This is a genomic window from Agrobacterium sp. BT-220-3 (assembly GCF_025910175.1).
GTDB classification, from domain to species: domain Bacteria; phylum Pseudomonadota; class Alphaproteobacteria; order Rhizobiales; family Rhizobiaceae; genus Agrobacterium; species Agrobacterium oryzihabitans.
The window spans coordinates 26,969-34,793 of record NZ_JAPAIX010000019.1 but is presented as its reverse complement, the minus strand read 5'-3'; the positions used below and the strand labels follow the sequence as shown (position 1 = coordinate 34,793).

Annotated in this window: 7 protein-coding genes; 4 read left to right on the top strand and 3 right to left on the bottom strand. The window is 61.7% G+C overall.

Going from position 1 to position 7,825, the window contains the following annotated elements; genetic code table 11:
• Nucleotides 1-80: 80 nt before the first annotated feature.
• The 3 genes from OK142_RS24145 to OK142_RS24135 all read right to left on the bottom strand — a co-directional run bounded on the left by OK142_RS24145 (nt 81) and on the right by OK142_RS24135 (nt 4,486).
• Entirely contained in the window at nt 81-2,042 is a 1,962-nt protein-coding gene (locus OK142_RS24145) for a S8 family peptidase (RefSeq protein ID WP_498685653.1), read from the bottom strand.
• Nucleotides 1,948-3,030: an AAA family ATPase gene (locus OK142_RS24140; protein WP_037094277.1), complete on the bottom strand. Its 1,083-nt coding sequence runs from the start codon at nt 3,028-3,030 to the stop codon at nt 1,948-1,950. The genes OK142_RS24145 and OK142_RS24140 overlap by 95 nt, the downstream gene beginning before the upstream one ends.
• Before the next feature lie 556 nt (nt 3,031-3,586).
• Complete coding sequence (locus OK142_RS24135) at nt 3,587-4,486, bottom strand: LysR family transcriptional regulator (RefSeq protein ID WP_037094279.1); 900 nt, start codon at nt 4,484-4,486, stop codon at nt 3,587-3,589.
• Nucleotides 4,487-4,639: 153 nt separating this feature from the next.
• Between OK142_RS24135 and OK142_RS24130 the strand changes: the two genes are divergently transcribed.
• Genes OK142_RS24130 through OK142_RS24115 form a run of 4 tightly spaced genes read left to right on the top strand, consistent with a single transcriptional unit; the run spans nt 4,640 to nt 7,682 of the window.
• Nucleotides 4,640-5,335 carry an ABC transporter permease gene (locus OK142_RS24130; protein ID WP_037094298.1) on the top strand — a complete coding sequence of 232 codons (696 nt, stop codon included), beginning with the start codon at nt 4,640-4,642 and terminating at the stop codon, nt 5,333-5,335.
• Nucleotides 5,332-6,051 (top strand): ABC transporter permease, encoded by a 720-nt coding sequence (locus tag OK142_RS24125; protein ID WP_037094282.1) that lies wholly within the window; start codon nt 5,332-5,334, stop codon nt 6,049-6,051. Before OK142_RS24130 ends, OK142_RS24125 begins: the two co-directional genes overlap by 4 nt.
• Nucleotides 6,048-6,830 (top strand): ABC transporter ATP-binding protein, encoded by a 783-nt coding sequence (locus tag OK142_RS24120; protein ID WP_037094284.1) that lies wholly within the window; start codon nt 6,048-6,050, stop codon nt 6,828-6,830. The genes OK142_RS24125 and OK142_RS24120 overlap by 4 nt, the downstream gene beginning before the upstream one ends.
• 27 nt (nt 6,831-6,857) lie before the next feature.
• The gene (locus OK142_RS24115) at nt 6,858-7,682 is read left to right on the top strand and encodes a lysine/arginine/ornithine ABC transporter substrate-binding protein (protein ID WP_037094287.1); all 825 of its coding nucleotides are present in this window, start codon (nt 6,858-6,860) and stop codon (nt 7,680-7,682) included.
• Nucleotides 7,683-7,825 lie beyond the last annotated feature (143 nt).

Below are 7,825 nucleotides of genomic sequence, written 5' to 3'. Positions count from 1 at the left end.
GCGCTTCAGCTTTTCGGCAATGGCATTCAGAATCATGGCTACGCTCCGCTACATCGGGAGCTGAATTTCCACCGTTGTGGTCAACAGCTAGTTAACCAAAAGAATTTGCGACACGCCCGTTTCAACTCATTATGGATGTGCTCGACGTTGTTCGTGGCACTCTTCTTGTAGGGTTGGATCGTGTCCTCGACGATCAACGTCAGGGCGTTCGAGGCACTGCGCCGTGCCCGCTCCATGTCCGGCACACCATAGCCGTAGCGTCTGAAGAGGATTCCGAGGTCCGTCTTCGATGGCTGCGCCGGGACGTGGGCAAGCATCTGGTTGGTCCATCGGGCCGACGACACGAAAATCGCCCGTACGGTTTCCGGCCAGAGCTCCGGGTAATCCGACCACAGTGCGGTGATGTCGCGAGAGGCAAGCGCTGTTGCAGCACTGGTCTCGCCGCAAGTCGTGAAAGCGCGCTGCGGATATTGGTGATCAGTCGTCAGCGGTGCGAGGGCCGGATGTTTCATCGGTGGCGGCGCGCCATGCATAAACCAGTTGCCACCCTCGTAGACGACGTCTGGCTTTATCGGCCAATAGGATTGCCAACTCGCGGTACGCGATGACGGCGCCAGATCGCCCAAAGGTGCAACGCAGACGCCGGGCTCCCCCGGCGGCAGCGTCACCTTCTGCGTGTAGGCGCCTACGCAAATCGCATTCCATGCCTGTGCCGGCGATTCCAACTCATTGTTCGGATGGTCGGAAACCGTGAGATAATTGGCAGCGGTGAAGGCGTTCTGGTCGCTGTTTCCCGCCGACACCAGAATGAGCCGCTGGCGCTTCTGCAGGCCCGACGCGCCTGAGGCCAACTGATCGATCTCGCTCGACCAAGAGGTCGGTGCCCCGTCATGCGGCGTGTCGTCCTCCGTCGTGGTCGCCAGGCAGAAGGTCCGCCGCCGGGCCGCGCTCGCTTCGGCCGCATTGATGCCTTTGCGCGTCACGGTTCCAAGGAGGTGATGGGGATTGTGCCCTGTATCGGGGATGATCTTCGCTGATTCTAGCCTGTGACCGATTGTGATCGGCAGGGTCGTCTGAAGGGCCGTGCTCAGATCGCCGAAGAGCGCCAGGCCGGCCAGCTGCGTGCCATGGCCAACGAAATCATTGACATCCCATGCCGGTTCGGCCGCGTGCCTGTCGGCTGCTGACAATGCCGGCTGGATGAGGGGGTGCGCCCGGCTGACGCCGCGATCGAGAAGCGTGATATAGTTCGGATCTGCAATGGCGGCGAAGGTGGACCGGCCCACAAGATCATCGACCCACTGATGCTGCTCCTCGACCGGCATGGCATCGAAATCGTCCGCCGTGCGGGTCGGCGTCGCAAGCGCCCGGACGCCGCCAAGGTGTCGGACAGCCGCCGCTAACTCGACAGCGGTGGCGACCGCGATCACCACGAGATCTTCCGGGAATTCCAGTCTGTCCGTTCCGACAGCGACACCATATCGCGCAGCACCTGCGAGAAAACCAGCCGCGTCCGTCTTGCCGAGCCACACTTCCCAGGCCTGCTTGCCCGGACCGGTCGGAAACCTTTCGCCCGGACTGCGCCACAGAGCCCGAAGCCCTGCCTCGGAAATCGCACTGATGCTCTGTACCAAGTCGGCGTTCTTCGGCGGCTTGACACTTCCGTCCTCGTTGACCGGCAGATCGCCGCCAAAATCCTCGATCTTCTTGCGAAGCTTTTCGATCCCCTTTTCGGTCGCGAACACCGTCGCTTCTGCCGGCGCGCCGGGTTGCTTTTCGACCTTTAGAAGCGTCAGCCCGCTGGCGTTCAGGCTCTTGGTGACCATCACCTCATGCGGTCGGCCTTCGATCGCAAGGTAGACGCCTGGAAGATTGTTCTCGGCGATATTTGGAAGGTGGTCGAGTGCTGTCAGCAGCGCCTGTGCATGAGCCTCCCGGTGGTTGACGTCACTTGGATGCTTTGACGACCCGCTGGTTTTTGCTGCGAACGGACGCGCTTTTCCGATTCCGCTCAGTGTGAAGTGGCGCCGATCTCGAGCCATGCTGGTTTGTTCCTATGCCTTGCAGCGAACGCCTCCGCTCCACCGATGCCACCACGGCTGAAGTTTCGATGGCGCCCGAGTCTAGAATGACCGCACGACGCGCTGCGTCCTCAGCAGCCGCGATCACGTCGGCGGTCGAAAGGCCATCGGCGCAGCCAGCGATCTGGTTCCAGTCAATCGCACCGACGTCGAAGCCGTGCAGCCGGCGGCGCATCGCCTTTTCGATCGCGTCCCCGTTCGGCAAGTCGTAGGACAGGACCAGATCGAAGCGGCGCAGAACCGCGCGGTCGAGCAGTTCGGGAAGATTTGTGGTCGCGATGATGATCGACGGTCCGGTGTCCTCGTCGAGGAACTGCAGGAACGAGTTCAAGACGCGCCTCGCTTCGCCGATATCGTTCTCGTTGCCGCGGCTTGAGGCCAGTGCATCGATTTCATCGAAGAGGTAGACGCCGCGCGTCGTCTTGATCGCGTCGAAAACCATCCGAAGCTTCTGGGCCGTCTCGCCCATGAACTTCGTGATTAGCCCATGAAGAAGAACGGTGAAGAGTGGATATCGAAGTTCGGCAGAGAGAGCCGCGGCCGTCAAGGTCTTCCCGGTCCCCGGTGGGCCGGCAAGCAGTACCCGGCGCCGTGGCCGCAGGCCGCGCTCTTCGAGTTTTTCAGCGTGATGAATCTCAACGACCAAATGCTGGAGCTCATCCTCAATGATCGACGGCACGATCACATCCGCCATGCGGGCTGTCGGATAGCTGGCGCTAAGGAAACCTGAGAGCTCGCCGCGCGGTGCGGCAAGCGGCGTCAGGTTGGGTCGCTTTTGTTCGGGCGCGCTGGCGCCGGCCTCTGCCCATTGGCGAAGCTGTTCGGCAAGACGGCTGTGGCCCTTCTGGGATTCGGCGGCAGCCAGCTGCATCGCAAGGTCGTAGAAACGATCCTTGTCGCCTTCAGCATGGCTCTTCACGAGCCCGATTATCTGTTGTGCCGATGCCATGGTCTAACTCTAAGCGTGTTGCCGGATTTAGGAAGCCCGGCACGATTATATAGGAACTTTCTGAACAGATTTACTTGAATTCTGCCCGAACTAGCTCGCCTGGATCCTACTGTCCCGAAGGAGCCACCGGCACAACGCTCCGCCCCGACGGTTGTTCGCGAGCTGATAGCAGCCGGGGTCGGCCGACACCATCCAATTGAGGGAGAAAGAGGAAAGCGAAGAAGGGATGGGAGGAAATCCGATCGCGGGGCACTCACGTTGGAGCCGCTTACGCTCAACCGTCTGCACATTCGGGCCATCCGGTATCCAAGCTTGTGTCCGCTGGCCTGTCGCGGCTGCGGTCGCGCTTAGCACGCCCGCGATCACCGTGTCCGTCGCGGCTCTGCTGGCGGCCGCACCGATTTGAGAGCCACCAACGAGCGCGATCAAATCGTGCGAACGTTTTCCGCTTTTGATTTTCCGTTCTTCCGATACTCACCAAGGTCATGGCTTAACCTTAGAATCTGGTATCACTGGAGATGGGCATAAACCAAGGTTGTTCCCGTGATTGTATGAACTACATGCCGGTTGTCGCCTTCTGAAGCAGCCCCTCGTGATACTCCCAGAAGCCAGCAATGAAGCGTTTCGCGAGCTGATTGTCCGCTCCATCGCTGCGGCGGATAGCAAGGAAGCCGGCGTCGATAAAATGCGCGAACGGCCGGACGACTACTCCCCGGCCCTGGTAGTCGGTGGCCGAGGACGGGTCGATGATCGCAATGCCAACCCCCTCCGACACCAGCGTTAGCGCGGTGTGAGAAAGACGTGTCTCGATCGTCGATGCCCTTGGAAGGCCAGCCAGCGCGACCTCGACGCGCATGGCAAACAGGGTGCCTGGTTCCAGCGTGATCATGCGCTCACCTTCCAGGTCCTCCGGCCCGATACTGGGTCGGTCGGCAAGCCTGTGGCCTTCCGGCATGGCGACCACGGCAGCGACGGGGCGAGATTCCGTCAGGAAGCCGGGACGGTCCAGCGGACCGTCCGCGAAGCCGAGATCGGCCTGACCCGAGGCGACGGCTTCGATGACCATGGTGGAGGGATAGCCATTAAGGGAAACATGGATGTTCGGGCGCTCGCGCAGGAAGCGCGCGAGGTATCGCGGCATGATGCCGTTGGCGAGCGCGGGCATCACGGCAAGGCGTAGCATGCCGGCATTCTGGCGACCGATTTCTTCGGCAAAGGCCTTGATGCGGTTGAGTCCGACATAGGCGCGCTCGACCTCCCTCAGAAGGGTGGTCGCCTCCGAAGTCGGGACAAGCTGGTTCCCGCGCCGTTCGAATAACCGAAGCTTCAGGTCGAACTCGAAATCCCGGATGAGCCGGCTTACCGCGGGCTGGGTAATCGCCATCAGCTCGGCGGCGGCCGTCATCTTGCCGGTGAGCATGACCAGACGGAATGCTTCGACCTGCCGCAGATTCATGCTCGTCTCCATAATATTTGGTTATTCTAAGTCATTCATTTGGAATTTGACGGTATGGAGCGCCGCCTGTCAAAGTCAAGTCCATAACGCGCCGGCACGGTATCGGCGTGAGGGAACGGACCAGGTGAACGCATGGGCGCTTACTTCGACTTGATGGGATTTGCCGATGGAGGTTGGGGTATCGACATGCTCCGCGCCACCGCCATCACGCTTGCTGTGGCGCTTTGCGGCTTCGGACTGGGCTCGCTTTTCGGGATGGCCTCGGCGGCAGCGTCCCTCTCGCCGATCCCGTCGTTGCGCTATCTCGCCGACGGGTACACGACCGTGCTGCGCGGCGTGCCTGATCTTCTGGTCATCTATCTGTTCTATTTCGGCGGGAGCGCCGTCATAACGCAACTCGGCCACCTGTTCGGCGCGGAAGGGTTCGTGAGTGCGCCGGTGTTCCTCACAGGTGCCATGGCGATTGGCGTCGTGTCCGGCGCCTATCAGGCGGAGGTCTTTCGCGGCGCGGTGCTCGCGCTGTCGCGCGGTGAGATCGAGGCCGCCAAGGCCTACGGGATGGGATCATTCCTGCGTTTTCGGCGCATTATCCTGCCGCAGGCGGCCCGCTTCGCGATACCGGGGCTCGGAAATGTCTGGCAGTTGGTCTTGAAGGAATCCGCCCTCATTTCCGTCGTCGGACTGGTCGAATTGATGCGCCAGGCGCAGATCGGCGCCGGGTCGACCCGCAAGCCGTTCACCTTCTTCCTGACGGCCGGTGTGCTCTACCTGCTGATCAGCCTCGTTTCCGGCGCCGCCTTCCGCGCTGCCGAAGCCCGCGCGATGCGCGGCATCCGGAGGGTGTCATGAACCTCTTCGATATCCCCTTTCTCGCCGAGAGCTTCCTTGCGCTGTGCCGGGGCATTCCGCTCACGCTGCAGCTGACGGTGCTTTCGGTTTCCTCCGGCGCGCTTCTTGCCATCCTGCTGGCGAGCTTCCGCCTCTCGGGCAACCAAGTGCTCGATGGCATCGCGCGGGGCTACATCTTCGTCTTCCGCGGCACGCCGCTGCTCGTTCAGCTTTACATCATATACTACGGGCTCAGCCAGTTTCCGGAGCTGCGCAAGAGTTTCGCCTGGCCGTTCCTGCGTGAGCCCTACTGGTGTGCCTCGCTGGCGCTCTGTCTCAACACGGCCGCCTACAGCGCCGAGATCATTCGCGGCGGTGTCCTCGCGGTACCGCTCGGGCAGATCGAGGCCGCGAGGGCCTATGGCATGGGCCGGCTCACGCTTCTGCGCCGGATTATCGCGCCGCAGGCCCTGCGTTTGATGCTGCCGGCCTATTCGAACGAACTGATCCTCGTCGTGAAGTCGACGGCGCTCGCCTCCACCATCACCATGATGGAAGTCACCGGCATTGCCGCCAAGCTGATTTCGGCCAGCTACCGGCCCGTCGAGATCTTCGTCTGCGCCGGGGCGATCTACCTTCTACTGAACTTCTTCATCACGCGGGTGATCCGGCTTGTCGAGCACCGGCTTTCCCGTGACCAGCGTCCCCTTGTCGTCGCGACCGGAGAACAGGCATGACAGATCACATCCGCATTCCGGCCGTGGAAATCGCACGCCTGGAGAAATGCTACGGCACGCTCAAGGTGCTACACGACATCTCCCTCAAGGCACAGCCGGGGGAAGTCATTTCCATCCTCGGCGCATCCGGCTCCGGCAAGTCGACGCTGCTGCGCTGCGTCAACATGTTGGAAGTGCCGAATGCCGGCACGGTCTCGATCTTCGGCGAGGCCTACAGGCTGGATCAGCGTCCTGACCAGCCGGCGCGCGTGATCGACCGGCGTCAGCTCCAACGGCTCCGCTCACAGGCGACGATGGTGTTCCAGTCCTTCAATCTCTGGTCCCACCTGACGATCCTCGAAAACCTGATCGAGGCGCCGGTCCATGTCCAGGGGCGCGAGCGCAAGGCATGCATCGCGGAGGCGGAGGCGCTTCTGGAGCGCGTCGGCATCGCCGACAAGCGCCATGCCTATCCGGCCCATCTTTCCGGCGGCCAGCAGCAGCGGGCGGCGATCGCTCGGGCGCTCGCGATGCATCCGAAGATCATGCTGTTCGACGAGCCGACCTCGGCGCTCGATCCTGAACTCGTTGCCGAAGTCCTTAAGGTCATGCGGGATCTGGCAGCGGAAGGCCGCACGATGCTCGTCGTGACGCACGAAATGGGCTTTGCCCGCGACGTCTCCAGCCGGGTCGTCTTCCTTCACAAAGGCTACATCGAGGAGGACGGCACGCCCGCGGACGTCTTCACCCATCCTCGCAGTGAACGTTTCCGGCAGTTCATTTCGACGCACGCCCATTGAGACCGGATAATAACCAGAGGTGAACCCATGAAACTGACTCTTCTTCTCTCGGCGGTGGCACTCGCCGCGTCGCTGCATGCTGTTCATGCGGCAGACAAGGTCCGCATCGCGACCGAGGGTGCCTATGCGCCCTGGAACTTCTCCGGCCCGAACGGCACGCTGGAAGGTTTCGAGATCGATCTCGCCAACGACCTGTGCAAGCGGATGAACAGGGAATGCGAGATCGTCGCCCAGAACTGGGACGGCATCATCCCGTCGCTGACCGCAGGAAAGTACGATGCGATCATGGCCGGCATGAGCGTCACCCCGAAACGCGAGGAAGTCATTGCGTTTTCGACCCCCTATGCGGCGGCGATCAATTCTTTCGCCGTCCTCGGCGACAGCGATCTCGCGAACCTGCCGATGGCCGGCAAGCCCCTTTCGGTGGATTCGGACGCCGCCAAGCCCGTGCTTGAGGAGATTGCCAAGCTGATCGAAGGCAAGACCGTAGGCGTCCAGGGGTCGACGACGGCCTCCTCCTTCATGGAGCAGTATTTCAAGGGCGCCGATGTCCGGGAATACAAGACGACGGAAGAGCATAATTTCGACCTCGTCAGCAGCCGCCTGGACGCCGTGGTCGCCAATGCGACGGTTCTTTCCGCTGCGATGGAGAAGGAAGACATGGCCGGCACGAAGCTCGCCGGCCCGCTGTTCTCCGGCAAGGTGTTCGGCATGATCGGCATCGGCCTGCGCAAGGAAGATACCGCGCTGAAAGCGGATTTTGACGCGGCGATCATGGCCGCCCGCGCCGATGGCACGATCAAGACGTTCTCCGAAAAGTGGTTCAAGCTCGACGTCAGCCCTCAGGACTGAAGCCGTAGATTAGTTCCGGCAAAAGCGCGAAACGCTTTTGCGGTGAGAAATCGGGAGCATTTTCGCATTTCCAGGAAAAGCGGAGACGCTCTGGCGCCCGGCCGACGTTGCGGGCGGGCGCATTTTTTTCCCTTTCAACAGCA